The organism is Nocardia sp. CWNU-33 (assembly GCF_046764895.1).
Taxonomy (GTDB): domain Bacteria; phylum Actinomycetota; class Actinomycetes; order Mycobacteriales; family Mycobacteriaceae; genus Nocardia.
Window position 1 is genome coordinate 96,254 of the sequence record NZ_JBKOQN010000021.1, and the last position, 23,297, is coordinate 119,550.

The following is a 23,297-nucleotide window of genomic DNA, read 5'->3' on the forward strand; positions in this document are numbered from 1 at the left end:
CATTGTTCAAGGTCAACGAGTACTTCGACGGCAACGTCACGTCGATCGCCTTCACGACGCCGCAGGGACCGGCGACCGTCGGCGTCATGGCCGTCGGCGAGTACGAGTTCGGCACCTCCCAGCTCGAGATCATGCAGGTGGTCTCCGGCGCACTCACCGTCCAGCTGCCCGGCAGCGATGCGTGGGAAACCTTCGCGGCGGGAACACAATTCACCGTGCCGGGCGATAGCAAGTTCCAGGTGAAAGCCGAGGTCGAGACGGCTTACCTGTGCGAGTACCGCTGAGTTAGGCGGTCGGCCCCCGCCTGGTCTCGCCGGTTTCCGCAAGGTCCGGGCTTCAGTTTGCGCTCACGTCCACCAGACGCACCGCGCTCAGCCGACAGCGGCCAAGAGGTTTTCACGCAGCTCGTGACGGTTCTTGTCCCCCCACGCCTCCAGCGGGCGTAGCGCGACATTGAGTTCCTCGCCGAGCGGAGTGAGGGAGTACTCCACGCGTGGGGGGATTTCGGGGAAGACCTCGCGATGGACGATGCCGCTGGACTCGAGCTGCCGGAGGTTCTCGGCGAGGACCTTTTCGCTGACGCCTTCCAGTAGGCGGCGGATCTGGCCGAAACGCTGCGGGCCCGCGCCGAGGACCCACATCAGATGCAGTTTCCACTTGCCGCCGACCACGTCGATCGCGAGGGACATGCCACACACGTCATCGTGATCCGTATCACTACTCATGTCCACCGCGCTCCTTCTGACCTTATTTCGAACCTTTAGGTAAGCAACCCCACCTGAACGTTCGGTCTTCCCGACCCTACCTGCGGCAACGACTATTGATCACGGCGCCGACAGCAAACGATCGAGAACAGAAGAGGCACATAATGTCCGAGCAGACAAGCATTCGCTCCGTGTCCGTCGTCGGCCTCGGGCCGATGGGGCAGGCGATGGTGCGGGCCTTCCTCGCGGCCGGCGTCGAGGTGACGGCGTGGAATCGGAGCACCGCCAAGGTCGACGCAATGGTCGCACTCGGCGCCAAGCGCGCCGCCACCGTTGCCGAGGCGCTCGACACCAACGAGGTGACCGTGCTCAGCCTCACCCACTACGCCGCCATGTACGACGTGCTCGGTCCGGCCACCGACCACCTGGCGGGCAAGGTCATCGCCAATCTGTCGTCGGACTCACCGGAGAAAGCACGGGCAGGCGCAACCTGGGTGCGTTCGCATGGCGCACAGTTCATTTCGGGTGGCGTGATGTCGGCGGGTGACAACATCGCGCACCCCGCCTCCTACATCTTCTACAGCGGTCCGCGGGAAGTCTTCGAGGCCCACGCCGAACTCTTGCGTCCGCTGAGCCCGCAGGAGTACCTCGGCGCAGACGATGGTCTGGCCCAGATCTTCTACCAGGCGCTGCTGATCATTTTCCATCCGTGGCTGCTCGCCTTCGACCAGGCAACAGCCGTGATCGAGCGCTCCGGCCACGACATCGACCAGTTCGTACCGTTCGCCATCCGGTCCAGCGAGGCGTTCCCCTACTTCATGACCGAATTCTCCGCCGCCAACAAAGCGGGTGGCTGGGCCGACCTGGCGAGCCTGAAGATGATGGATGCCGGCGCGCAGCACATCATCGATGCCAGCGAGGAAGTCGGTGTCGACGCGACGTTCTCGCATACCGCACAGGCCTACTGGCGCAAGGCCGTTGCCGCCAGCGAGCAGGCAGGCAAGCCGGTGTCCACCTACGAGCTCATCCGCGGCACGCAGGCAGCCGAGGCGTAGGGCAGGACCGGTGCGGGCTCGGCTCAGGCGGAGGCCGCAGAGCCGAGGCGCGGGAAGGGGGCGGTGGAGAAGACGACCTCCACCGCCACTTCGAAGTACGCGGCGATGCGCAGCGCCAGATGCAGGCTCGGGCTGTATTCGCCGCGCTCGAGATAACCGATCGTCTGGTAGTGCACGCCGAGCGCCTCGGCAAGCTCCCTGCGGGAGATGCCGCGCTCGGCGCGCAACATGGCGATCCGGTTGTAGATGACTTCAGTAGGCACGCGCCATAGCCTTCTCCCGGCGGGCGGCGACCCTGGAACCGGACTCGCCGCGGGCCATCCGCCGCAAGACGATCGGCGCGACGGCCAAGCCGAAGATCGCCCAAATCACCAGCATGCCAATGGTTTCCAGGTGACGCCAGGATTGCTGGAGTTCGATGGCGACCGCGTCGGCGGGGAGCATGGCCGAGCGCATGCCCAAGCCGAGCCAATAGACCGGGAAGAACTGCGCGATGCCTTGCACCCAGCCGGGCATCGAGGTGATGGGGTAGAAGATGCCGGAAATCGCGGTCAGCCCCATGATCGGCATCGAGACGAAGCCGATGGCGCGGGGGCTGTTGAATGCCGATCCGATGATGGCGCCCAGTGGCAGTGTCGCGAGCATCCCGAGTGCGAGCACCCAGGCCAGGGTCAGCCAGGCGCCGGCGGTGTTCATCGCCAGTCCGTCGGCCAGGAACAGCCCCGGGATCAGCACGATGAGGAACGGGATGAGCACCCAGCCGGTCACCGTGACGATCTTGCCGATGAGATAGCCGACCATGCCGTTCGGGATTGCCTTGGCGCGCAGCAGAGTTCCGTCTTCACGTTCCAGCGCGAGCAGCTGTGCCATGCCGAAGATCCCGTTCACCGCGACCAGCATGCCGAGGATGCTCGGCAGCGCGAAAGCGCCCAGCGTAACCCCGCTTGCCTCCAGGGTTCCATTACGCATGAAGAACAGCACAACGATCATCACCACTGGCCAGAACAGCAGGCTGAACAGGTCCGGACCGCTGGTGAGCGCCTGGCGCAGTTCGGTAAGGCCGCGCGCCACTCCCGCGCGGACCGCGGTGTTCATCGGATTCATCGCGTCACCTCTGCCAACTGGTGGACCTCATCCCCGGCCTGGCCGGATTCGAATTGCTGCACCAACGTCATATACGTGTCCTCGAGTGAGGCTCGCCGGACCTCCAGCTCATCGATCTCCTCGCCGTGCTGCTTGAACAGCTCGTAGACGAACTTGGTCGATTCGGTGGTGGTGTGGACGAAACGCTGTCCGTCCCTGGTCCAGCGGATCTCGGCTTCGCCTGCGATGCGGCGCGAGAGTTCGTCAGCAGAGCCGTCGGCGATGATGCGCCCGCCCGCGAGGATCAGGATTCGATCGGCGAGTTTTTCGGCCTCGTCCAGATCATGGGTGGTGAGCAGGATGGTGGTCTGGTGATCGTCGGCGAGGCGGTGCACCAGGTCGTGGAACTCGCGCCGCGCCTCGGGATCGAATCCCGCGGTCGGCTCGTCCAGGAAAAGCAACTCGGGGCGGCCGACAATGCCGATCGCCACGTCCAGCCTGCGTCGTTGGCCGCCGGACAGGGTCATCACTTTGCTGTTCGCCTTTTCGATCAGCCCGACCGCCGCGACGAGTTCGTCTGCGTCCCAAGGGCGTCGGATGCGGTCGGTGCTGTAGGGCGCGTAGTAGGAGCCCAGATGTGCGAGCAGTTCACGGACCCGCCACTTCCCGTGATCACGCCACGATTGCAGCACCACGCCGATGCGCGCTCGCCAAGCTTCATTGCCGCGCACCGGGTCTACGCCGAGCACCTCGACGCGCCCTGTCGAGCGCATACGGAAGCCTTCCAGTATTTCGATGGTGGTGGTCTTACCTGCGCCGTTGGGTCCGAGCAGCACCAGAACTTCGCCGTGCTGCGCCCGGAAACTCACCTCGTGCAGGACATCTTTCGTGCCATACCGCATTCGCAGTTTTTCGACGTCGAGCACGACGCCGTCACCCACTGTCATGCTTTCTCCCCATAATGAGAACTAGATGCTTTGTAGCATACCTACTACATAGCGCCGCGACAATGCTCTTGCGGGCCGAGCACCGCTGGATATGCAACCGAATGGCTACCGAGAAGCTGTGGCAGGCCTTGACCGACCCGACCTTCACCGACCGCTACTGGGGCGCGAGCTTCGAAACCGATTGGCGACCGGGCTCGGAGATGGCCTGGAAGCAGCAAGACTGGACCAGCAAAGACCCCGAACAGGTTGTCCTGGAATCAGATCCGGACCGGAAGCTGTCCTACACCTGGGTATGGCGCAGCCCGTTGATCAGTTCTCCAGATGGTCGACGGCGATCTGGGCACCGATTCGCTCCAGCAGCGGTGCCGCCTCGGCCATCGACCGCGCGCTGTCCGGTTCCAGGTCGGCCAGGGAATAACAGGCCGTGAAGCCGCCCGCGCGGATCTCGGTCGGGGTCAGCAGCGTGCGACCGACCGCGGCGACCGTGGGGACACCGGCTTTGCGCGCCGCCGCGCAGACGCCGATCGGGGCCTTGCCGTGCAGGCTCTGGGCATCGAGGGCGCCTTCACCGGTGACGACGAGGGTCGCGCCGTCGAGGCGGCTCGGGAAATCGAGCAGCTCGAGGATGACCTCGATGCCGCTGCGGACCTGAGCGCCGAGCACGGCGAGTGCGCCGAATCCGGTTCCGCCCGCAGCGCCCGCGCCGGGGTGGTCGGCGAACTCGGCGCCGACGATGGTCGCCCAATTGGCCAGTGCCGCTTCGAGAATCAAAAGGTCGTCGACTGTTGCACCCTTCTGCGGCGCATACACTGCGACTGCGCCGGTCGGGCCGAGTAGCGGATTGTCGACATCGCAGGCCACGGTGAATTCGGTGGCGGCGATGCGAGGATGCAATCCGGATCGGTCCAGCCGTGCCGCATGGGCCAAAGCGGCTCCGCCGGAGGGTAATTCGTGGCCGTCACGGTCGATCACCCTGGCCCCGAGCGCTCGCAGCATGCCTGCTCCGCCGTCGGTCGACGCGCTGCCGCCGAGACCGAGCACGATATTCGTGACACCTCGGTCCAGCGCGTGCGCGATGACGATGCCGAGCCCGTCGGTGCTCGCACCGAGTGGATCGAGCTGTCCGCCCGGTAGTTTCACCAATCCGACGGCTGCGGCCAATTCGATCACCGCGGTCGCACCGCGCACCGCGTAGGGCGCGGTCGACGGTTCCCCCGTCGGGCCCGGTGCGGGCACCACGATGCGTTCCCAGCCCGCCGCGACGAAGGCGTCGACGGTGCCGTCGCCGCCGTCGGCGACCGGGACCTGTTGGATCTGCGCCTCCGGCGCGGCGCGGGTGATGCCCGCGGCCAGCGCCGCCGCCACCTCGGGTGCGGTCAGCGATCCCTTGAACTTGTCCGGGGCGATCAGCACTCGGGGCGCGGGGGTCATCTCCACATTATCGCCGCGCGCACCGGGCGCTCGCACGTCAACTGGTCGGCAGCGGGGCCTGATCGGCGTTGCTGATGGTGACCTGGCCGGTGCGCAAGTAGGTCATGACGGCCTCGTCGAGAACGGAGTTACCGCGCCCGAAGGTGCCGTGATCGCCGCCTTCGACGGTGATCAGCGATCCGTTGAGTGCACGGGCCATCGCCGGTCCGCCCTCATATTTCGTCAATGCGTCGTGCCTGCTCTGCACCAGCAGCGGCGGGGTGCTGAGGTCCCGGCCCGCGATCGGCACCGGTTTGGTCACCGGTCGCCAGGATCCGCAGGTCATTCCGGAACGGACCATATCGGCGCGGGCATCCATGGCATTGCCGCCGGAGGCGATGGTGCCGACTGCGGCGCCGAGCAGTTCGGGCCTGCCGGGCACGGCGTTCTCGTTGCAGGTAATGGCGGCGAAGACGAAGCGGCCGGTGGGATCGGTGCTGGTCGCGCCCTCGATCGCGCGCAACTGCGCCACGTTGGCCGGATCGGCGTTCGCGTCGGCCATCGCCTTCGCAAAGACGGGCCAGAAGGTGCGGGTGTAGGTGGCGACCGCGGTCGCGCCGACCAGCGGCACCTGCGCGGAAGCGCCGCCGGAAATCAAGGTGCGCAACAGATTCTGCACCTTGCCCGCCTGTTCCATGCTGCCGTTGAAGCCGTCGCGGGCGATCTCGGCAATCGGCTCCGGCAGCGTGCCCGGCAGATCGGAGACGCTCGCGGGCGGCGGGGTCAGGTTGGCGTACCAGCCACCGCCCTGGTCGGCGACCAGTCGCACCCAGTTCTGATAGACCTGGAATGCGGTGTCGCCGAGGCGGTACCGGTCGTTGTGCTCGGCAATCCAGGCGAACAGGTCGTCGAGGCGCTGCTTGCCGGCAACCTGTTGCTGGGCGAATTCCTCGGTCCACACCCAGTCGGGATTGACGTTGGAGTCCAACACCATCCGATCGACGTGCGCGGGAAACAGCGAGGCGTAGACCGCGCCGAGATAGGTGCCGTAGGAAATGCCGAGGTAGCTGATTCGTTCCACTCCGAGCGCCGCGCGCACCGCGTCCAGGTCGCGGGCCGTGCTCTCGGTGGTGATGGTGTCCAGGTAGCCGGGCAGTGCGGCGTCGCAGGCTTTCTTGATGGCGTCGCGACTCCCGCCGCCGAGCGAAACCTGCTCGCCCTCAGCGGCATTCGAGTCGGCGGGGCAGCGAAGCGGGGTGGCCCAGCGCAGGCCGCGCGGCTGCACGGCGACGCGGTCGTAGTGGGCGTTGAGCTCGGCGGGCATCGTATCGAGCCGCCGCGCCCAGTAGTCGAGCGTGTCCGCGCCGGGCCCACCGGGGTTGGCCATGATGACGCCGTGGCGCTGCTGTGTCGCCGCGATCCGGCTGACGGTCAGTTCGATCTGCGGCCCGTCCGGGTCCGTGTAGTTCATCGGCACCGAGACGACGGCACATTGCACACCGCGCTCCGGCATGACCGACCCATCCGGGCAGGCCCCGAAGGCTGCGGCGGGCGCGGCGTCGGCAAGTCCCGTCGCGATCGATCCGCCGAGCAGGCTCGCCGCGACCAGTGCGGCCGCCACTCGCGAAATACGCAGTGTCCTCATCATCTTTCGTACCTCCGCCGAGCCGCCGCTCCTGGCGGAGCGTCCGGTGCGACCAAGAGCATTCTGCCAGTCCGGGCCCGGCAGACAAGTCGAGGGCGAGATTTCACCACGCGAGTGGTGCGAAACATGGTGATTCGCACACATCAGAGTAGCGTCGAGCCATGTCGACTGAGGTCCGTAACAACACGGCACTGGAGCGCTACGAGATTTATGTCGACGGCGCCATCGCCGGTTACGCCGAATACCAGGACACCGCTTCCGAACGTGCGTTCGTGCACACCGAGATCTATCCGCGGCACGAGGGCCAGGGCTACGGCCGCGTGCTGGTCGAGGCCGCGCTGCGCAACACCCATGAAGAGGGCTTCGGCACCTTGCCGATGTGCCCGATGGTGCATCACTTCATCGAAACCCGGCCCGAGTTTCTGGTGATGGTGCCGCACTGGGCGCGTGAGCGACTCGGATTGCCTCAGTAGGCGGCAACGGCGCCGTCGAGCGCCCGCTGTAGATCTATGTGCGCCAGCCGGGCGATCTCCGCGGGACGGGCGGGCAGCTCGGTGATCGGCACCCCGAAGTAGACGCTGGCCGACTTGGCCTCCTCCTTGGTGACCGCAATGGTGGGATCCGGTCGCGTTCCGTAGCTCAGACCCATACTGACCAGTGCGGGCTCGGCCCCGAGCTTCATTGCGCGGAAGGCGATGTGCCCGATCCCGCTGCCGACGGCCTGCACCTGGGTCTGGTCGACCTCATTGCAGGTGCCCTCGGGAAAGACGGCGATGCCGTCACCGGCCGCCATCCGCTCGGCGCAGATATCTATCATGCGCTGACCTGCCGCGTTCACCGCCCGCAGGCCGTGGTCCTTGCCGCGGAACACCGGGATACCGCCCATCATGTCGACCTTGCGGCGCTGGTCGGGATCGAGGAAGAGCTCGTCCTTGGCCAATACCCGGACCCGACCGATCACCCGGCGCAGTTCGCTGCGCCATGCTCCGGCGGCGACGGTATATGGATCGGATTCCGAGAGATGGTTGATCGCGACGAGCAACGGTCGCCCCTGGGCGATCAGGTCGTGCAGCAGCTCACGCGCACCATCGGCGTAGGCGACCCGGGGATGGTATCGACGTCCGAGTAGTGCGTAGGCGCCCCATGCTTTGAGGCGGTTCTGTCGGTGATCGCGATAGAAGTCGTACACAGCATCCGCATTGTCGAGGAGAACCTCGGGTCTATCCATGTCGCCGACTCTAATGCCACTGCTGGACGGAGTCCGTTGACAGTTGCGTCGGGCCGAGCGAAGGCAAGGCGCCCGGGTGTTCCCCGAATCGGGCACCCCGCTTGACCGACGAATGGTCCGCGCCAGTGCGATGATGGCTGGGTGGCACGCGCAGATGACCCGGATGAGAGGCAGACTCGCGGCGGGCACGGCGACCGAAAGCGGCGCGACGCCCGGCACGGCGAGCAGGTCGTTCGTGCGGGCACTCTGCTGGTCTCGGCCACCGAGCTCGTCGAACCGACCTTCCGGCGCACTGTCGTCTACATCATCGAACACAACGAGGCGGGCAGCTTGGGCGTCGTGCTCAACCGCCCGAGCGACACCGCGGTGCACGACGTGCTCCCCAAATGGACCGACGCCGCGGCGGCGCCGCGCACCCTGTTCATCGGCGGCCCGGTCAAGCGGGACGCGGCGCTGTGCCTCGGCACGGTCCGAGTGGGCGCCTCGATCGACGGGGTACGTGGGCTGCGCCGGATCGACGGTCGGGTGGTGCTCGTCGATCTCGACGCGGACCCCGAGCAGATCGGCCCGCTGATCGAGGGCCTCCGAATTTTCGCAGGCTACGCGGGCTGGACCTTCGGGCAACTGGAGGGCGAACTGCAGAACGAGGACTGGATCGTGCTTTCGGCACTGCCCTCGGACCCGATCAGCACCGGCCGCCCCGACCTGTGGGCCCACGTGCTGCGCCGCCAGCCGTTGCCCCTTTCGCTGCTGGCCACGCACCCGATCGAACTAGAGCGCAATTGATATGTGCCCTCGCATTGAACCAAAAACCCGGCCTGTGTCGTGGGTTGAGCGGGAGGTGACAAATGCCCGACGACCAGGCCGAACTGCTGCGGGTGCTTTATCAGGAGCACGCGTCGGCACTATGGAGATACACGCTCGGTCTGGTTCGAGACCCAGGCCGGGCCGAGGACATCGTGCAGGAAACGTTGTTGCGGGCATGGCAACGACCGAACGTGCTGGATCAGTCGACAATGTCGGCACGCGCGTGGCTGTTCACCGTGGCCAGGAATCTCGCCGTGGATGAACACCGCAGCGCTCGCAATCGCCGCGAGTTCCGCACCGACAGCCCGCCGGAGCAGGCCGCGCCGGACCAGTCCGATCGGGCCTTGGACGGGTGGCTGGTCGCGGACGCGTTGGCCAGGCTCAGCGCCGATCATCGCGAGGTGATCGTGCGTGCCTACTATCGAGGGCTGTCCACCCACCAGATCGCGGCGGAACTCGACATTCCCGCTGGAACGGTGAAGTCCCGGATGCATTACGGCATGCGGGCACTACGGCTGGCACTACAGGAGATGGGGGTGACGAACCAATGACGGATACCGCACATGACTACACCACGTGGGATGCGCCATATGTACTCGGCTCCCTGACCCGGACCGAACGCAGGGAATACGAGGAGCATCTCGCCCGCTGCCCGGCCTGCCAAGCCTCCGTAGCCGACCTTGCCGGTGTACCGGGAATGCTCGCCCTCGTCGACACCGAGACCGCGCTCGCAATGATCGCCGGACCGGAGACCGCTGCGCCGCAGTCGAATCCGCCGGTGCCCGAGTTGCTGCCCCGGCTCGCGGACGCGGCAAAACGGCGTCGCAGCCGCGGCAGGTGGGTCTCCATCGGCGCTGCGGTGGCCGCGGCCGCCGCGGCAGTGGCCATCGCGGTCCCGGTGGTCTACACCGTCGCCTCTTCGGACAACAACCCGACGACCACCGAACAGGTATTCGCGGAGCGCAGCATGCAACCGTTGCAGCCGACGCCGATCTCGGCAAGCTTCAAACTCGTTGCGGCCGAAGGCAAGACCCGCATCATCATGACGTGCAGCTACGGCGCGAGCGACCAGAAGTACAACTGGAAGTTCGCCTTGTTCGTCTTCGGCGCCGACGGTAAACAGACCGAGCTCGATCAGTGGCCTGCCGGACCCGGCACCCAGCTGACCATCGACAGGACCGTCGACAGCGCACCCGACCAGATCCGCAGCGTGGAGATCAGGTCCGTCGCCACCGGCGAGCGGGTACTCGTCGGAACGGTCTGACAACGCACCGATCCCCCGCAGCCGGCGGGGGATCGGAACTGTTGTCTCGGAAGTGACACAGTCGAATTCAGCGGGTCTGCTTGCGGAAGACCGAGGACGACCAGAGGTAGCCGACCAGCGCGAGACCGATGCACCAGGCGACCGAAATAATGCCGTTGTTCCCTATCTCGGTGCCCATGAGCAGGCCGCGCACGGTCTCGGTGATCGGCGTGAACGGCTGATACTCGGCGAACTGGCGCATGCCGACCGGCATGGTGTCGGTGGCGACCAGGCCGCTGCCGAGGAACGGCAGCATGATCAGCGGGAAGGGCATATTGCTCGCGCTCTCCGGACTCGACGCGACCAGGCCCATCCCCACCGAGAGCCAGATCAGCGCGAAGGTCAAGAGGGCGAGCAGCACGAACGCAGCGATCCATTCGACGGCATTCGCCGACGGCCGGAACCCGATGAGCACTGCGAACCCGACCATGGCCACGACACCGAGCATGGCCTGGATCAATGCGCCGATCACATGCCCGGTCAGGAACGAAGACGGTGCGATCGCCATGACGCGGAACCTGTTGACGATGCCCTTGGTGGTGTCGGTAGCGATGGACACCGCCACCGATGCCGTTATATACGCCGGAATCATCAACAGCATGCCCGGGGCAAGGTAGTCGATGTAGTTGCCGCCGGAGGACTTCTCCAGTGCGCCACCGAACACGAAATTGAAGACCGACAACAGGACAATCGGCATGATGATGACGCCGAATGTCAAGCTCGGGTAGCGCCTGGCATGAAGTAGGTTGCGCCGCAACATCGTTGCCGAGTCCGTCAGCGCAAGCGACATTGTGGTCATCGCGCAGTCTCCTTTTCCGCGGTGGGCCGGCCGGTGAGGGTGAGGAAAACGTCATCGAGGTTCGGGGTGTGCACCGAAAGGCCCTCGACGTCGATCTGTTCGAGGTCGAGCCGGTCGAGCACAGCGCGCAGCGACTTGACGCCGCCGTCGCTGGCAACCACCAGCGCGAGGTCGTCGTCCCCGGCACCCTCGACAACACGCGCGGTGGGACCGAGTACGCGAGCGGCGGTGTCGCGTCCGGACCGGTCGGCGAACTCCAGTCGGATGTGACCGCCGGGGACCAGTCGTTTCAGTTCCGCCGCAGTGCCTTCGGCAACGATCTTGCCGTGGTCGAGGACCGCGATCCGGTCGGCGAGCTGATCGGCTTCATCCAGGTACTGGGTGGTGAGGAAGACGGTGACGTTGTAGTCGTTGACCAGGCTGCGGATGATGTCCCACATCGCCCGCCTGCTGCGCGGGTCGAGGCCGGTGGTCGGCTCGTCGAGGAAGATGATGCGCGGGTCGCCGACCAGGGTCATCGCCAGGTCGAGTCGCCTGGTCATGCCGCCGGAGTAGGTGGCCGCGGTCTTGTCCGCGGCCTCGACGAGGTCGAAGCGCTCGAGCAGGTCCGAGGCAAGGCGCTTGCTGTCCCGACGCGGCAGATGGTGCAGATCGCCCATCAGGATCAGGTTCTCCCGGCCGGTCAACAGTTCGTCGACCGCCGAGAATTGCCCGGTGACACCGATCACGCCGCGGACCGCGTCGATTTCAGCCGTCAGATCGTGGCCGTCGACCCGGATCTCACCGGCGTCGGCGCGAATGAGCGTGGTCAGGATCTGCACCGTGGTGGTCTTGCCCGCCCCATTGGGACCGAGCATCGAGTAGACCGTCCCCTGCGGGACCGTGATGTCGATCCCGTCGAGCACCACGTGCTCGCCGAACGATTTACGCAGACCCAGCGCCGAAATGGCGAGGGCGCGGTGACCATTCGTCATGGCCTTACCTTTCTGAATTCATGAATCAATGCGTATGTGAGCATGATTCACCCGCACCGCTCCCGGGGATCCGGTGCGGCGAAACGCCTATCGATGTATTTCGTTGTCCCCGAGGGAGATTCGGCTAGATATCGAGCTCCTCGACTGGTGGACGATCCGCGATGCCCGCCACCCGCTCATACAGCTTGTCCGGGATCTTCCCCTTCAGCTCGCCGAGTGTGTCGACGATCTCCAGGATGAAATCGCCCCAATCCTGATCGCCGACGCCGAGCATGCGGCGCCAGTTCGTCAGATCCTTGAGCCAGTTCTTGCTGCTCTCCGGATACTCGTCCCAGTTCGAATACTGGGCATGCATGACGAACTTGCCCTTTCTGCTGCGATAGACCTGGACGTGCTCGATGCGCTGCTCGTTGACATCGCGCCATTCGCCCAACAGCGCGCCGGAGAATCGGACCTGACGCACGCCGTTGTGGCCGACCCGGAGCACTACCTCGTCGTAGCCCTCCAGCCTGCCCTCTTCCAGCTCGATGAACCGGCGCAGTGCCGTGGTCACCGCCCCCGAAAGATTGCCCCCGACCAGCTCCTGCGCTCGCTGAAAGAGCGCCAGATCGTCATCGGAAACATAGATCGTCTTGTTGGGCATGACTCGACTATACGTAGATGTATACGTACACGCAATACCCGCGTGTCCTCCCGCGATTCCCCCCGTGCGACCACGCCGATCTACATCTTGCGCGATGCGTTGAACCGCGGGACGACCCGGCTCGTATTCCAGGTGTACGCGATGTGTGATCGCCCGTGTGCGCTGCACATTCCCGGTCGCCGCGAGAAGGAGTGTCGAATGCCCGGCAGGGTAGTGGATTATCTGGTGCAAGCGGTTTCGGCCCTAGGAGTACGGCACATCTTCGGAGTCGACGGCGCGAACATCGAAGACCTGTACGACGCCATCTTCGATGCGCCCTACGACGTCACCGGTGTGGTCGCCAAGCACGAATTCTCCGCGGCGACGATGGCCGACGGCTACGCCCGTTCGACCAGCGGGCTCGGCGTCGTCTGCGCGACGTCCGGTGGTGGCGCGATGAATCTCGTTGCGGGGCTTGCCGAATCGTTCGCTTCGCGGGTGCCGGTACTGGCGCTGGTCGGCCAGCCGCCGACCGGGCTGGAAGGGCACGGCGCATTCCAGGACACCAGCGGGCATGCGGGCACCATCGATGCGGTCCGGATGTTCAGCGAGATCAGCCAGTACTGCGCACGCGTGCAGGCCGGCGCCGACCTACCCGAGCAGCTCGCAAGAGCGGTCGGCGCCGCCCGGCGCGGCGGGCCTGCCGTCCTCCTGCTGCCCAAAGACGTGCAGCAGTCGAGCATGGACGGCATCCCGCCGTTCCGGTGGGAACCAGAAGGACTACGCGACGACGAGCACGGCATCGCCGAGGTGCGCAGCGCGCTCACCACCGCGCGGCGGACCGGGAAGATCGTGATCATCGCGGGCGATCAGGTGGCGCGCGACGATGCCCGCGGCGAACTGGCCTGGCTGGCAACCACATTGGATGCGGCCGTCGGCGTCGCACCGGATGCCAAGGACGTCTACGACAACACCGATTCCGGGTACTGCGGTGTCGCCGGCAGCATGGGACATCCGGAACTCACCGCGGCGATCCGCTCGGCGGCGCTGTGCCTGCTGATCGGCACTCCGATGCCGATCACCACGCGCACCGGATTGGACGAGCTGCTCCGAGACTGCCCCGTGGCGAGCATCGGCGTCAGCGCGCCACACTTGCCCGCGATCCATGCCACCAGCACCAACCTGGCCAGCACGCTGGCGGAACTCGCCGACGTGTTCGCTGCCGTCGCGGCGACCGCCGACGGGGCACGCACCGCCACGAACCCGCCGACACCACTGCAGGTTCCCCAGGCGAGCGGACCAGGACTGCGCTACCGGGAGCTCGTCGAGACGATCGATGCGGCATTGCCGGAAGGCACCGATGTCTTCGCCGACGCAGGCAACACCGGTGCCGCGGTAGTGCACCACCTGCGGGTGCCGCGCGGCGGCCGGTTCGTCGTCGCCCTCGGCATGGGCGGCATGGGTTATGCCTTCGGCGCGGGCATCGGCTCGGCCTTCGCCCGCCATCGCGGACCGGGCGGACCGAGGCGAACGGTCGTCATCGCAGGTGATGGCGCGTTCTTCATGCACGGCATGGAACTGCACACCGCGGTCGAGCACGCACTGCCGGTCACCTTCATCGTCCTCAATAACAACGCACACGCCATGTGCGTCACCCGGGAGCAGCTCTACTACCGGGATCGATACAGCTTCAACCGATTCCAGCCGACCCATATCGGAGCAGGCATCGCCGCCATGTTCCCCGACCTGCCCGCCTACTCGGTGCGGACACCGCAAGAACTGGCCGCCGCACTGGGACCGTGCACCGAAACCGAAGGGCCGTCGTTCATTTCGATCGACTGCGACCCCGACGAAGTTCCGCCCTTTATTCCATTCTTGTCCACCTTGGAAGCCTCTAGGAGCACACCTTGACCACCACCCGAGCCCTGCCTGCACTCAGCGATATCCCGGAGGAAGTCATCCCCGGCGTGCTGCGAATCGAGAACTCCGACAAGGACGCGACCACGCCGATCATCATGGATATGCTGCGGTCGGTCTATCCGCACGATCAGATCTTCGGTGAGTACTGCCCGGTGCAGGCGTATATCGCGGCGCCGCCGCAGGAGGTGTTCGAGTACCTCGCCGACACCAGGTCATTGGAAGAGTGGACCTACAGCCTGCGCGGGTTCGTCGAGACCGAGGAACCGGGCCTGTGGCTGGCCTACGACCGCCTCGGGGACGCCACCAAGATCTTCACCCGCACCGTTGCGCATCAGGACGGCATGACCGTCGACTACCACTGTGCCTGGGACCAGGGCCGGCACCTGTGGATGGTCTATCTGCTCCGGGTGATCGACGCGCAGGTGGTGTTCAACAAGCCGGGTTCGGTTGTCCTGTGGGTCAACTGCAAGCACCCCTTTTACGACGAAAATCCCTATCCCGAAACCGCGCCTGCCAAGCGCCCGGTGTGGGTCGGCGATTTCTGGGAGATGTTCTCCGCGGGGCATCAGCTGGAAATGGACAACCTCAAGGCGATCTGTGAATATCGCGCGGCCAACGGCCTGCCGATCAAGCCCGACTGGATGAAGTGAGCATGTCGATGGCAAACGCGAGCACCAACGAACTAAACCCTGACGCCCCCCGACTGCCGACGGTCAGTCTGGTCGATGTGGCCAGCTATCTGCCCGGCGATCCCGTCGGCACCGAATACTTCACCCAGTTCAGCCGCTCGGACCGGATGGCGAAGAATGTCATGTTCCGTTCGCCCAAGGCACGCCATCATGTGGACCGGGACGAGACCGCGGTGGACATGGTCGAGCGCGCCGTCGCGCCGCTGATCGAACGCCATGGCGCACAACTGCTTTCGAATATCGACGTGCTGATCACGCACACTCAGCTGCCGGACAACCCGGTCATGGGGTGCGGGCCGGAAGTGGCGCGCAGGCTCGGCGCGCGGCCCGGATTCGTCTACGACGTGCACAACGGCGGCTGCGCGGCATTTGTGCACATGATGGCGATGGCGCGAATGATCCTGCAAACCACCAACGCTCGCACCGCCCTTATCGCGGCCACGCAGAACTGCGCCGGCCCGGTGTTCACCCAGCCCGATATCCGCAAGCTCGCGCAGGCTCCGGTGCCCGGCGACGGATGCGGCGTCGGGCTGCTGGTGAAGGACGACAGCGCGCCGATCCTCGATATCGAATGCCGCACCTATCCCGAGTTCGCCGGGGATATGTCGTTCTCCACCAATGGCGATCGCAAGTACTGGGAGCCGGGTGAAGGCCAGGGCTGCGTGAGCTTCACCGAATCGAAGATCACCAAGGTGTTCGCACGCGGCAACCGCCTGGTGCCCGAGGTGGCACTCGAGGTGTGCGATCGGATCGGTGTGAAGGGGCGCGATATCGACACCTTCGTCACCAATCAACCGAACCGGCTGTTCCTGCGCAACTGGCACGACGCGCTCGAACTGCCCGCCGAACGCCACCCCGACACCTTCGATCAGTGCGGAAACCTGTTTGCCGCGGGCATTCCGGTCACCCTCGATGCGGAGAACCGGGCGGGCAGACTGCGCAACGGGTCGGTGGTACTGATGTCGGCGTTCGCGCACGCGGGCGACTTCGCGGGTGCGGCAGCGGTGCGCTGGGGCGCGGCGCAATGACCGTGGAACTGGCCGACGGCACGCTGCCGTCGCGACAACACCACCAGGAGCGGGCGCTGCCTCGATTCGATCTGAGCTTGAGCGAGAATCCTTTCCCGCCACTGCCTTCGGTGTTGTCGGCGGTGAACGGCGTACTCGCGCACGCCAATCGGTATCCGGAGTTCTTGCCGCTCCGGTTGCCGAAACTGATCGCCGACCACGTCGGTGTGCACTCCGACCAGGTCGTCGTCGGTTCGGGTGCGACGGGGGTGGCCATGCAGATCATCCAGGCGCTGACCACGCCGGGCGCCGGGATCGTCTACGGATCGCCGACCTTCGACGGTTATCCGATCATGGCCGAGATGGCCGCGCTCGACGTCGTCCCGGTGCCGCTGGACGCGGGTGGCAACCAGGATCTGCCCGCCATCGCACGGGCCGTCGACAAACGGACCGGGCTGGTGGTGGTGTGTCGGCCGCACAATCCGACCGGTACCGTGATTGCGAGCAGACTGTTGCAGACCTTCCTGCGCGCCGTACCGCAGCGGGTGCCGGTAATCCTCGACGAAGCGTATGCCGAATTCTTGGGCCACGCCGATCGGATCGACACCGTCGCGCTGCTGCGCCGGCACCCGAATCTGCTGGTGCTTCGCACCTTCTCGAAGGCGTACGGGCTGGCGGGGCTGCGCATCGGATACGTCTTCGGGAGCCGGGAGCTGATCAGCCGAGTGCGCAGGCTGCAGCTGCCGTTCGGGATGAGCTCGGCGGCGGTGGCCGCGGTAGCCGCGTCCTATGCCGCCGAACCCGAACTCGCCGCGCGCATCGTGCGCATCACGGCCCGGCGGGAGGCACTGCGGAACGCGTTGTGCCTGCGCGGTGTCGCGGTGCCACACAGCCACGCCAATTTTCTGTATCTACCCGGTCCCGGTGTCGCGACGGCGTTGCGCCGGGGCGGCATCGCCGCGAAGTCCTATCCCGACGGGAGCGCCCGCATCGCGGTCGGGGATCCCGAAGCAGACAACGCCGTCTTGCAAGCTCTCCGGCCACGCGGTGCCTGCAATCCGATACCGGAGGCTTCGTAATAGAGACCGGCCCACGCAGGCCCCCTTGTGCAGCGCCGCGCAGGGGCGGCCGTTGCATGGGATCGTCGAGCGCCGCTCGAACAACTGCGGATGGTTCCATGGAGCTGTGATGATCCGGCGTGATCGCGGCCTACGCCCGAATGCGGCACCGGCCCACCGCACGGCCAGCCGGGTGCTGGCCCGTTTCACCATCGGCCGGCGCGAGGTCATTGCGCGGCAGACCGTCATCGAGCCCGGTGGCACCAGCGGCTGGCACTACCACGACGGCACCCTGGTCGTCTTCGTCGCGCGCGGCACCCTCGACCATCCCTACGCGGACTGCGTGCCGGTCACCTATCGACGCGGCCGGCTGTTCAGAGAACCCAGCGGCCCGGACCATCCCCATGTCGCCCGCAATCGTGGGACCACTCCGGTCACCCTGTTCGTGCTCTATCTCAACCCCGCGGGCAGTCCGCTCGCACACAGCGTGCCCCCGCCGGGCTGCGCCGACTGAGCAGACCACGGCGCAGCAAAAGACTCGGTGCAACGTCAGCACAGGTAAGGCTTCGGAACAGCGACAGTGCCGGAAAGTGCGATCAGCGCAGGCTCGGCCGCATTCGCCCGACGATCAGCTTGCGGGCAAGCAGGCGTCGCGCAGCGAGCACGCACCACAGGACTGGCCACAACCGCCGACTTCCTCGGCGGGAACCACGGCGGCGACCGCCTGCGCGGCAGCATTGGCACCCGCACCGAGGGTGAAGAGCGCGACGACGGCAGTGCCCGCCGCCACGATGAGCGCGGGGAGGGTGCTCGCGGCCATGGCGACGAGACCACCGGCGAAGAGCAGGGCGCCTGCCGCCACCGAGGTGGGTGCGGCGACACGGTTCGCGATGCGGAAAGTCTCTTCGTCGTGGAGAGCGGCTTCGGTGTGCACCCCGACGACGCGATTGCGCGGGAGCTTGCCGGTCAGTCCGAGCACGCCGGTCGCGATGGCCACGAGGGCCAGCACGAACAGGACAAGAGCGACGACGAACACCCGAGAAGGCTATCGCACTGTCATCGAGCGGCGACGGGCCGCTCCCCCGCAACCGCCCAGCACCTGGCGCTGCACCACCCCGGTCAGGCGCATTCCACATTGCCGCCCCGCAGCCGGCGGGCACAGCAACCACCCGAGATCACCGGGTGCCCGGGATTTCGTGCCGACCGGTGGGGATGTCCGGAAACCGCTGCGGCACAAGAGCACCAATGCGTCCGGCCGAACGCCGCGCGGCGCGGCGGGTGCGCTGCGGGAATCCCGGTCCGGCCCGATTTTCGGTCCTGCGACCCGGACGTTCTACCCTGATAGACGGTAGTTATGTCGGGGATCGGCGAATAAGAAGGCAGGACCGTGCAGGACACTCGTGCAACCGAAAGCGCTGTACCGGAGCACAGGTATAACGCTGGCCTCGCCGTCCGCATCGAGGATCGGTGGCAGCGGATCTGGGCGGAGCGCGGAACCTTCCACGCACCGAACCCGGTCGGTCCGCTCGCGGGTGCGACCCCGGCGGACAAACTCTTCGTCCAGGATATGTTCCCGTATCCCTCCGGCGCGGGCCTGCATGTCGGGCATCCACTCGGCTACATCGCCACCGACGTCTTCGCGCGCTACCACCGGATGCACGGGCGCAACGTGCTGCACGCGCTCGGCTACGACGCCTTCGGCCTGCCTGCCGAGCAGTACGCAGTGCAGACCGGCGCCCATCCGCGGGTGACGACCGAGTCCAACATCGCCACCATGCAGCGGCAGCTGGACCGGCTCGGGCTCGGGCACGACCGGCGGCGCACGTTCGCGACCACCGATCCCGAGTACTACCGCTGGACCCAGTGGATCTTCCTGCGTATTTACAACGCCTGGTACGACCTGGAAATGGACAGGGCCCGCCCGATCGCCGAGCTCGAGGACCAGTTCGCCTCGGGTGCACGGCCGACACCGGACGGCAGCGCATGGGACGCGCTGAGCGGCCGCGAGCGCACGGCGCTGCTGGACTCCTATCGTCTGGTGTACCAGACCGATTCGGTGGTCAACTGGTGCCCCGGCCTGGGCACCGTGCTGTCCAACGAAGAGGTCACCGCCGAGGGCCGCAGCGAGCGCGGCAACTTCCCAGTGTTCCGTAAGCGCCTGTGGCAGTGGATGATGCGCATCACCGCCTACGCCGACCGGCTGGTCGACGATCTCGATCGGCTGGACTGGCCGGACAACGTGAAGTCCATGCAGCGCAACTGGATCGGGCGATCCCGTGGCGCGCAGGTGAAGTTCGACGCGGCGGGCGAACAGATCGAGGTCTTCACCACCAGGCCCGACACGCTGTTCGGCGCAACATATGTGGTGCTGGCCCCCGAACACGAGCTGGTCGACAAGCTGACCGCGGCCGCCTGGCCCGACGGCACCGATGCGCGCTGGTCCAACGAGAGCGCGACACCCGCGGAAGCCATTGCGACCTACCGCAAGTCGATCGCCGCCAAGTCGGATCTGGAGCGCCAGGAGAACAAGGAGAAGACCGGCGTCTTCCTCGGCACCTACGCCATCAATCCGGCCAATGGCGCACAAGTGCCCGTCTTCATCGCCGACTACGTGCTGAGCGGCTACGGCACCGGCGCGATCATGGCGGTACCCGGCCACGACCAGCGGGACTGGGATTTCGCCTCGGCGCTCGGGCTGCCGATCGTCGAGGTCATCGCGGGCGGCGACATCACCGTCGCGGCGGTGACCGGCGACGGCGCACTGGTGAACTCCGGCTATCTCGACGGCCTGTCGGTCGAGGAGGCCAAGGCCACCATCATTGCCAAGCTGGAGACCGAAGGCCACGGCAAGGGCACCATCCAATACAAGCTGCGCGACTGGCTGTTCGCTCGGCAGCGGTACTGGGGCGAGCCGTTCCCGATCGTCTACGACGAAGACGGCGCACCGCACGCGCTGCCGGAATCCATGCTGCCCGTGCAGCTTCCCGAGCTCGACGACTTCGCGCCGGTCACCTTCGATCCCGACGACGCGAACTCCGAGCCGTCCCCGCCGCTGGCCAAGGCCGCCGACTGGGTCAATGTCGAACTGGATCTCGGCGATGGCCCCAAGATGTACCGGCGCGACACCAATGTCATGCCGAACTGGGCGGGCAGCTCGTGGTACCAACTGCGCTACGCCGACCCGACCAACAGCGAAGCGTTCTGCGCCAAGGAGAACGAGGAGTACTGGCTCGGTCCGCGCACCGGCGAGCACGGTGTAGACGATCCAGGCGGTGTCGACCTGTATGTCGGTGGCGTCGAACACGCGGTGCTGCACCTGCTGTACGCACGGTTCTGGCAGAAGGTGCTCTTCGACCTGGGCGATGTGACCGGTTTCGAGCCGTACCGCAGGCTGTTCAACCAGGGCTACATCCAGGCCCACGCCTACACCGACGAGCGCGGCGCCTACGTGCCCGCCGCCGAAATCACCGAACGCGACGGCAAGTTCTTCTGGACCGACCAGACCGGCACCGAGATCGAGGCGTTCCAGGAGTACGGCAAGATCGGAAAGTCGCTGAAGAACGCCATCTCTCCCGATGAGATGTGCGATCTGTACGGCGCCGACACCTTCCGCTTCTACGAGATGTCGATGGGGCCGCTCGACACTTCCCGGCCGTGGGCGACCAAGGATGTCGTCGGCGCGCACCGCTTCCTGCAGCGCGTGTGGCGACTGGCGGTCGACGAGGAGACCGGTGCGCTGCGGGTCACCGACGCCGCACCGGCCGATGAGACGCTGCGCCTTGTGCACAAGACGATCGCGGGCGTGGACGAGGATCTGGCGGCGCTGCGCGACAACACGGCGGGGGCCAAGCTCATCGAGCTGACCAACCATCTCACCAAGACCTACCCCGATGGCGCGCCGCGGTCGGCGGTGGAGCCGGTGGTGCTGATGCTGGCGCCGATGGCCCCGCACATCGCGGAGGAGTTGTGGGAACGTCTCGGCCACACCCGGTCGCTTGCCCATGGCCCCTTCCCGGTCGCCGATCCCGCGCTGCTGGTCGACGCGTCGGTCGAGTACCCGATCCAGGTGAACGGCAAGGTGCGCAGCCGGATTCAGGTGCCCGCCGATGCCGACAACGCGGCCATCGAGGCGGCCGCGCTCGCCGACGAGAAGATCGCCGCGCTGCTGGGCGGCAATGCGCCGCGCAAGCTGATCGTGGTGCCGGGGCGTCTGGTGAACATCGTCGCGTGACCTCCGACTCCCGCGCCGCGCCGGAATTCCTTTCCGGGCGGCGCGGGAAGGTCGGACGCGCAGTCGATTGCGGTGCTCGGACCGACCGAAGTGCGGCAGTCGATTACGTTCGGTCAGCGCGGCGGGAGCAGGACGTCGTTCAGCGTGACCAGTGCGAGGTTGCGCTCCTTGATGATGTCGACCAGCTGTCCGTAGCAATGTGTGACCGCAGGTGCGTTCGCGTGGCCGATAACAATGGTCTGCGGGTTGAAATACTTACGGGCGCACTCGATCAGGTAATCCTCGGTGATCACACCGGAGTCCGACAGCGAGCCGTACCACATGGTCGGCACCGTGTATCCGAGGTCCGCGGCCACCCGGTCCACCGTGCCGTTGTGCCTGCCGAACGGCGGCCGGAAGTACGGCGTTCCGTCCACGCCGAAGTTGTTGTGCAGGTAGCTCTTTGCCTGATTCAGCTGGGCAGCAACGGCCGAGCCGGACAGTTTGGTCAGATCTGGATGGTCCCAGGTGTGGTTGGCCAGCTGGATCTGCCCCGACTCCACCAAGGGCCGCAACGCATTCCGGTGCATGTTCCACGAGTCGTAGTAGGCGGTCACGAAGAAAGTGAACCGGGCGCCGGTGTCACGTGCGAATGCGATGTAGGCGGCGACCACGTCGGGGCTGGCGCCGTCGTCGACGGTCAGCGCCATGGTGTTGCCCGGTCCGGGCAGCGCGGTGATGGTCGACGCCGGAATCGGCGTCTTCGGCCCACCGGGCGGGGGTGGCAACCGCGGCGCTGGTGGCAGGATCGGCCCGCCGCCCGCGGACCCGCTGTCGATCGGCGCGCCCTCCGCAACCACACCGCCGGTCAACGCGACCGCGGTGCCGGCGGCGAGCATCGACAACAACCGACGTCTGTCCACCTTGGAACCCTCAGCTCTGCTCGAAACATGTAACCAGTCGGGACTGTACCGAGCGAATCTGTCCTGGAGTTGAATTCCGCGCACACGTAAATAAACCGTCATGATCTGGGGCGATGTGCACTAGAGTCGTCGACTCGATACCGACGGCACCCGGCCCGCCTGCACTCAGTAGGGCCGCAGCACGATCTCCGTCGGGTGCCCGTCGCGCGGGGTGTCGATGGCATTGCGCACCGTCGCGGCGACGGTCTGCGGGGTGAGGAATTCCTCGGGCCGGTACTCGCGACCTTCACCGGCGATGATCTCGCGCTGCATGTCGGTATCGATCCGGCCGGGGTGGATCGAGGTCACGCGCAGTGCGGGTTCCTCGAGCCGCAACGCGTCACCGAAGGCGCGCAGCGCGAACTTGCTCGAGGCGTAGGACGCCCAGCCCGGGTTCGCGCGCAGCCCCGCCCCCGAATTGATCAGCACCACATGGCCGTTGGCCACGCGCAGTGCGGGAAGCAGCAGCCTGGTGAGCTCGGCAACCGCAATCACGTTGGCCTCCAAGGTATGTCGCCACTGCTGCACCGAGGATTCGGCGATGGTGCCCAGATCTGCCACACCAGCGTTGTGCACCAGCACATCCAGTCGTTGCAGGTGCGCGACCGCCGCGGCCACCGCGGCATAGTCGGTCAAATCGACGGGCCACGCTGTGGCGCTGGGAAGTTCGCGCTGGATGTCGCCCAGTGCCGCGGCGGAGCGGGCGCCGAGCAGCAGATCATGCGTCGGTGCGAGCGCACGCGCGATGGCGGCACCGAGCCCGCGGCTGGCGCCGGTGATCAGCGCGGTCGGCTTCGGAGTGCTGGTCACGACGGAGGTCATGGGCCCACCGTAGTAGTTTTGCAAAACTCGCCGGAAAACCCGTAGCACGGCC

The 23,297-nt window shown here is 66.4% G+C and carries 26 protein-coding genes; 13 read left to right on the forward strand and 13 right to left on the reverse strand.

Translation table 11 applies throughout. The features are described from left to right. Nucleotides 1-2: 2 nt before the first annotated feature. On the forward strand, nucleotides 3-284 hold the full coding sequence (locus ACLMAL_RS25915; RefSeq protein ID WP_412001446.1) for a pyrimidine/purine nucleoside phosphorylase: 282 nt from the start codon (nucleotides 3-5) through the stop codon (nucleotides 282-284). A gap of 87 nt (nucleotides 285-371) precedes the next feature. Here the strand turns inward: ACLMAL_RS25915 and ACLMAL_RS25920 are convergent, their stop codons facing one another. Then, on the reverse strand, nucleotides 372-731 hold the full coding sequence (locus tag ACLMAL_RS25920; protein WP_412001447.1) for a winged helix-turn-helix transcriptional regulator: 360 nt from the start codon (nucleotides 729-731) through the stop codon (nucleotides 372-374). A gap of 89 nt (nucleotides 732-820) precedes the next feature. Between ACLMAL_RS25920 and ACLMAL_RS25925 the strand changes: the two genes are divergently transcribed. Then, nucleotides 821-1,759, forward strand: coding sequence for an NAD(P)-dependent oxidoreductase (locus ACLMAL_RS25925; RefSeq protein ID WP_412001448.1), 939 nt, complete (start codon nucleotides 821-823; stop codon nucleotides 1,757-1,759). 23 nt (nucleotides 1,760-1,782) lie between these two features. Here ACLMAL_RS25925 and ACLMAL_RS25930 read toward each other — a convergent pair whose 3' ends face one another. From ACLMAL_RS25930 to ACLMAL_RS25940, 3 genes are read right to left on the reverse strand one after another with little or no spacing between them, the layout of a single operon-like run. Then, nucleotides 1,783-2,022 (reverse strand): helix-turn-helix transcriptional regulator, encoded by a 240-nt coding sequence (locus tag ACLMAL_RS25930; protein WP_328407314.1) that lies wholly within the window; start codon nucleotides 2,020-2,022, stop codon nucleotides 1,783-1,785. Further along, nucleotides 2,012-2,863, reverse strand: a complete 852-nt coding sequence (locus ACLMAL_RS25935) for an ABC transporter permease (RefSeq protein ID WP_412001449.1) — start codon at nucleotides 2,861-2,863, stop codon at nucleotides 2,012-2,014. The genes ACLMAL_RS25930 and ACLMAL_RS25935 overlap by 11 nt, the downstream gene beginning before the upstream one ends. Further along, nucleotides 2,860-3,789 carry an ABC transporter ATP-binding protein gene (locus tag ACLMAL_RS25940; RefSeq protein ID WP_412001450.1) on the reverse strand — a complete coding sequence of 310 codons (930 nt, stop codon included), beginning with the start codon at nucleotides 3,787-3,789 and terminating at the stop codon, nucleotides 2,860-2,862. Before ACLMAL_RS25940 ends, ACLMAL_RS25935 begins: the two co-directional genes overlap by 4 nt. A 101-nt stretch (nucleotides 3,790-3,890) precedes the next feature. On the opposite strand from ACLMAL_RS25940, the gene ACLMAL_RS25945 reads away from it, so the two are divergent. Continuing rightward, the gene (locus ACLMAL_RS25945; RefSeq protein WP_412001451.1) at nucleotides 3,891-4,217 is read left to right on the forward strand and encodes an SRPBCC domain-containing protein; all 327 of its coding nucleotides are present in this window, start codon (nucleotides 3,891-3,893) and stop codon (nucleotides 4,215-4,217) included. Here ACLMAL_RS25945 and ACLMAL_RS25950 read toward each other — a convergent pair. Both ACLMAL_RS25950 and ACLMAL_RS25955 read right to left on the reverse strand, forming a co-directional pair. Then, the gene (locus tag ACLMAL_RS25950) at nucleotides 4,099-5,220 is read right to left on the reverse strand and encodes a glycerate kinase (protein WP_412001452.1); all 1,122 of its coding nucleotides are present in this window, start codon (nucleotides 5,218-5,220) and stop codon (nucleotides 4,099-4,101) included. The two genes, ACLMAL_RS25945 and ACLMAL_RS25950, sit on opposite strands and share 119 nt — an antisense overlap. Before the next feature lie 37 nt (nucleotides 5,221-5,257). Continuing rightward, nucleotides 5,258-6,847, reverse strand: a complete 1,590-nt coding sequence (locus tag ACLMAL_RS25955) for an alpha/beta hydrolase (protein WP_412001453.1) — start codon at nucleotides 6,845-6,847, stop codon at nucleotides 5,258-5,260. Nucleotides 6,848-7,005: 158 nt separating this feature from the next. Here ACLMAL_RS25955 and ACLMAL_RS25960 point away from each other — a divergent pair, with 158 nt between their 5' ends. Then, on the forward strand, nucleotides 7,006-7,317 hold the full coding sequence (locus tag ACLMAL_RS25960; RefSeq protein ID WP_412001454.1) for a GNAT family N-acetyltransferase: 312 nt from the start codon (nucleotides 7,006-7,008) through the stop codon (nucleotides 7,315-7,317). Here the strand turns inward: ACLMAL_RS25960 and ACLMAL_RS25965 are convergent. After that, the gene (locus ACLMAL_RS25965) at nucleotides 7,311-8,072 is read right to left on the reverse strand and encodes a lysophospholipid acyltransferase family protein (RefSeq protein WP_412001455.1); all 762 of its coding nucleotides are present in this window, start codon (nucleotides 8,070-8,072) and stop codon (nucleotides 7,311-7,313) included. The genes ACLMAL_RS25960 and ACLMAL_RS25965 overlap by 7 nt on opposite strands. A 141-nt stretch (nucleotides 8,073-8,213) precedes the next feature. On the opposite strand from ACLMAL_RS25965, the gene ACLMAL_RS25970 reads away from it, so the two are divergent. From ACLMAL_RS25970 to ACLMAL_RS25980, 3 genes are all read left to right on the forward strand, one after another. Continuing rightward, nucleotides 8,214-8,858: a YqgE/AlgH family protein gene (locus ACLMAL_RS25970; RefSeq protein WP_412001456.1), complete on the forward strand. Its 645-nt coding sequence runs from the start codon at nucleotides 8,214-8,216 to the stop codon at nucleotides 8,856-8,858. A gap of 62 nt (nucleotides 8,859-8,920) precedes the next feature. Beyond that, nucleotides 8,921-9,430: a sigma-70 family RNA polymerase sigma factor gene (locus ACLMAL_RS25975; protein WP_328407329.1), complete on the forward strand. Its 510-nt coding sequence runs from the start codon at nucleotides 8,921-8,923 to the stop codon at nucleotides 9,428-9,430. Beyond that, nucleotides 9,427-10,143 carry an anti-sigma factor family protein gene (locus ACLMAL_RS25980; protein ID WP_412001457.1) on the forward strand — a complete coding sequence of 239 codons (717 nt, stop codon included), beginning with the start codon at nucleotides 9,427-9,429 and terminating at the stop codon, nucleotides 10,141-10,143. Before ACLMAL_RS25975 ends, ACLMAL_RS25980 begins: the two co-directional genes overlap by 4 nt. A gap of 67 nt (nucleotides 10,144-10,210) precedes the next feature. Here the strand turns inward: ACLMAL_RS25980 and ACLMAL_RS25985 are convergent, their stop codons facing one another. The 3 genes from ACLMAL_RS25985 to ACLMAL_RS25995 all read right to left on the reverse strand — a co-directional run bounded on the left by ACLMAL_RS25985 (nucleotide 10,211) and on the right by ACLMAL_RS25995 (nucleotide 12,598). After that, on the reverse strand, nucleotides 10,211-10,981 hold the full coding sequence (locus tag ACLMAL_RS25985) for an ABC transporter permease (RefSeq protein ID WP_412001458.1): 771 nt from the start codon (nucleotides 10,979-10,981) through the stop codon (nucleotides 10,211-10,213). Next, a complete protein-coding gene (locus ACLMAL_RS25990; RefSeq protein WP_412001459.1) occupies nucleotides 10,978-11,955 on the reverse strand; it encodes an ATP-binding cassette domain-containing protein in 978 nt (325 codons plus the stop codon). Before ACLMAL_RS25990 ends, ACLMAL_RS25985 begins: the two co-directional genes overlap by 4 nt. A 124-nt stretch (nucleotides 11,956-12,079) precedes the next feature. Continuing rightward, nucleotides 12,080-12,598 carry an EXLDI protein gene (locus tag ACLMAL_RS25995; protein WP_406234532.1) on the reverse strand — a complete coding sequence of 173 codons (519 nt, stop codon included), beginning with the start codon at nucleotides 12,596-12,598 and terminating at the stop codon, nucleotides 12,080-12,082. A gap of 198 nt (nucleotides 12,599-12,796) precedes the next feature. On the opposite strand from ACLMAL_RS25995, the gene ACLMAL_RS26000 reads away from it, so the two are divergent. From ACLMAL_RS26000 to ACLMAL_RS26020, 5 genes are all read left to right on the forward strand, one after another. Then, nucleotides 12,797-14,488, forward strand: a complete 1,692-nt coding sequence (locus tag ACLMAL_RS26000) for a thiamine pyrophosphate-binding protein (RefSeq protein ID WP_412001460.1) — start codon at nucleotides 12,797-12,799, stop codon at nucleotides 14,486-14,488. Continuing rightward, entirely contained in the window at nucleotides 14,485-15,147 is a 663-nt protein-coding gene (locus ACLMAL_RS26005) for an SRPBCC family protein (RefSeq protein ID WP_328407341.1), read from the forward strand. Before ACLMAL_RS26000 ends, ACLMAL_RS26005 begins: the two co-directional genes overlap by 4 nt. Nucleotides 15,148-15,155: 8 nt before the next feature. Further along, nucleotides 15,156-16,214, forward strand: coding sequence for a 3-oxoacyl-ACP synthase III family protein (locus ACLMAL_RS26010; protein ID WP_412001461.1), 1,059 nt, complete (start codon nucleotides 15,156-15,158; stop codon nucleotides 16,212-16,214). Then, entirely contained in the window at nucleotides 16,211-17,272 is a 1,062-nt protein-coding gene (locus ACLMAL_RS26015; RefSeq protein ID WP_412001462.1) for an aminotransferase class I/II-fold pyridoxal phosphate-dependent enzyme, read from the forward strand. The genes ACLMAL_RS26010 and ACLMAL_RS26015 overlap by 4 nt, the downstream gene beginning before the upstream one ends. 109 nt (nucleotides 17,273-17,381) lie before the next feature. Then, nucleotides 17,382-17,765 carry a cupin domain-containing protein gene (locus ACLMAL_RS26020; RefSeq protein WP_412001463.1) on the forward strand — a complete coding sequence of 128 codons (384 nt, stop codon included), beginning with the start codon at nucleotides 17,382-17,384 and terminating at the stop codon, nucleotides 17,763-17,765. 114 nt (nucleotides 17,766-17,879) lie between these two features. Here the strand turns inward: ACLMAL_RS26020 and ACLMAL_RS26025 are convergent, their stop codons facing one another. Beyond that, nucleotides 17,880-18,287, reverse strand: coding sequence for an SdpI family protein (locus ACLMAL_RS26025; protein ID WP_412001464.1), 408 nt, complete (start codon nucleotides 18,285-18,287; stop codon nucleotides 17,880-17,882). A gap of 351 nt (nucleotides 18,288-18,638) precedes the next feature. On the opposite strand from ACLMAL_RS26025, the gene leuS reads away from it, so the two are divergent. Beyond that, nucleotides 18,639-21,482, forward strand: coding sequence for a leucine--tRNA ligase (leuS, locus tag ACLMAL_RS26030; RefSeq protein WP_412001465.1), 2,844 nt, complete (start codon nucleotides 18,639-18,641; stop codon nucleotides 21,480-21,482). A 113-nt stretch (nucleotides 21,483-21,595) separates the two neighbouring features. Here the strand turns inward: leuS and ACLMAL_RS26035 are convergent, their stop codons facing one another. Then, nucleotides 21,596-22,384 (reverse strand): polysaccharide deacetylase family protein, encoded by a 789-nt coding sequence (locus tag ACLMAL_RS26035; RefSeq protein WP_412001466.1) that lies wholly within the window; start codon nucleotides 22,382-22,384, stop codon nucleotides 21,596-21,598. A gap of 165 nt (nucleotides 22,385-22,549) precedes the next feature. Further along, nucleotides 22,550-23,245, reverse strand: coding sequence for an SDR family oxidoreductase (locus tag ACLMAL_RS26040; protein ID WP_412001467.1), 696 nt, complete (start codon nucleotides 23,243-23,245; stop codon nucleotides 22,550-22,552). Nucleotides 23,246-23,297: the final 52 nt, after the last annotated feature.